Source organism: Mycolicibacter nonchromogenicus (assembly GCF_002101775.1).
Lineage (GTDB): Bacteria > Actinomycetota > Actinomycetes > Mycobacteriales > Mycobacteriaceae > Mycobacterium > Mycobacterium nonchromogenicum.
This window is the reverse complement of record NZ_LQPI01000083.1, coordinates 1-1,499: the sequence shown is the minus strand read 5'-3', so window position 1 is coordinate 1,499 and position 1,499 is coordinate 1. Positions and strand designations below refer to the sequence as shown.

The 1,499-nt window shown below is 66.2% G+C and carries 1 protein-coding gene; it reads left to right on the top strand.

The genetic code is table 11. The annotated features are described in order from the left end of the window. Positions 1–140 precede the first annotated feature (140 nt). Positions 141–1,466: an IS30 family transposase gene (locus AWC18_RS19620; RefSeq protein WP_420093369.1), complete on the top strand. Its 1,326-nt coding sequence runs from the start codon at positions 141–143 to the stop codon at positions 1,464–1,466. The last annotated feature ends 33 nt before the right edge of the window (positions 1,467–1,499 follow it).

Here is a 1,499-nt window from a genome sequence, read left to right as displayed (position 1 = left end):
TGCGGATTCAACTGGTCGTCGCAACGCCTTGACTGTGGAGGTGTTCAACAGTGGCGACGAAGGATTGGGCTGCGAAGACCAGCGATGTGCCCGAGGGTGCGCGTCGGCAGTGGCGTGCGGATCGGGCGTTGCGTCCGCCGATGCGGTCACCTGGACGGCCTGAGCCCTCGCGGGCGGTGCAGCGGCAGTTCTGGGGTTTGATCGCGACGGGCGTCAGCTCGGCCGAAGCGGCGCTGAAGGTGGGCGTGTCTGTGCCGGTCGGATCTCGTTGGTTTCGCCACGCTGGCGGTATGTCACCGATTTCGCTTGCCGCGCCCACAGGCCGCTACCTGTCCTTCGAGGAGCGCGAAGAGATCGCGCTGCTGCGCGCCAAGCAGCTTGGCGTTCGTGAGATCGCGCGCAGGATCGGCCGCGACCCGGCAACGATCTCTCGCGAATTGCGCCGCAACGCGGCCACGCGCAGCGGGCAGCAGGAGTACCGGGCGCTGGTGGCGCAGTGGAAGTCTCAGCAGGCGGCGAAGCGACCGAAAATGGCGAAGCTCGCGACGAACGACAGGCTGCGTGAGTACGTCCAGGAGCGGCTCGCCGGGAACGTGTGCCGCACGGACGGCAGCATCGTTATCGGGCCGGAGCCGCCCGCGTGGAAGGGGCTGAACAAACCGCACCGGCAGGACAGGCGGTGGGCGACCGCGTGGAGCCCCGAGCAGATCTCGCACAGGCTGAAGGTCGACTTCCCCGATGATGAGTCCATGCGCATCAGCCACGAGGCGATCTACCAGTCGCTGTTCATTCAGGGCCGCGGTACGCTCAAACGCGAGCTCGTTACCTGCCTACGAACCGGCCGTGCACTGCGTCAGCCACGGGCTCGCGCGCAGAATCGCCCGCAAGGGCATGTCACCGCCGACGTCGTGTTCTCTGCGCGCCCCGCGCAGGCAGCCGACCGCGCCGTCCCCGGGCACTGGGAGGGCGACCTGATCATCGGCACGGGCCGGTCGGCGATCGGCACGATCGTCGAACGCAAGAGCCGCTCGACCCTGTTGGTGCACCTACCGCGACTGCACGGCTATGGCGAGATACCGCCCGTCAAAAATGGTCCCGCGCTGGGCGGCTACGGCGCCGTCGCGATGAACGACGCGCTCATAGCGTCAATGACGAAGCTTCCCGAACAGCTTCGCAAGACGCTCACCTGGGACCGCGGCAAAGAACTCTCCGGCCACGCCCAGTTCGCTCTCGAGACGGGCACGAAGGTATTCTTCGCCGACCCCCACTCGCCCTGGCAGCGGCCGACGAACGAGAATACCAATGGGTTGCTGCGCCAATACTTCCCGAAGGGCACCGACCTCTCACGGTGGTCCGCCGACGACCTCGAAGCAGTCGCTCTGGCGCTGAACAACCGACCCCGCAAAAGTCTTGACTGGAAGACACCTGCCGAGGTGTTCGAAGAGCAGCTACGCTCACTCCAATAACCCGGTGTTGCAAGGACCAGTTGAACCCAGGCA